This is a genomic window from Bradyrhizobium sp. Arg237L (assembly GCF_029990105.1).
Classification (GTDB): Bacteria; Pseudomonadota; Alphaproteobacteria; order Rhizobiales; family Xanthobacteraceae; genus Bradyrhizobium.
In genome coordinates, this window is the sequence record NZ_JAQMIL010000255.1 from 1 (window position 1) to 340 (window position 340).

General features: G+C 68.8%; 1 protein-coding gene. It reads left to right on the forward strand.

What is annotated here, in order from left to right; translation table 11 throughout:
* Positions 1-340, forward strand: a 340-nt coding sequence (locus tag OZ411_RS43525) for a 4Fe-4S dicluster domain-containing protein (protein ID WP_282532841.1), incomplete at both ends; no start/stop codon positions are given.

Below are 340 nucleotides of genomic sequence, written 5' to 3' on the forward strand. Positions count from 1 at the left end.
CATTCGCGCTCGGGACGCATCGGCTGCACCCGCTGCCTCGATCTCTGCCCTGCAGGCGCAATCACGCCGGCTGGTGATCATGTCGCGATCGATCCTAACATCTGCGCGGGTTGCGGCCAATGCGCGGCGGCCTGCCCGACCGGCGCTGCGTCCTACGCGCTGCCGCCGGAAGACACGCTGATGCGCAAATTGCGCGCGCTGCTGATCGCCTATCGCGAGGCCGGCGGCGAGCAGGCGATCGTGCTGGTGCATGACGATGCGCATGGTACGCCGCTGATCGACGCGCTGGCGCGGTTCGGCGATGGACTGCCGGCCAACGTGCTGCCGTTCGCGGTCAACG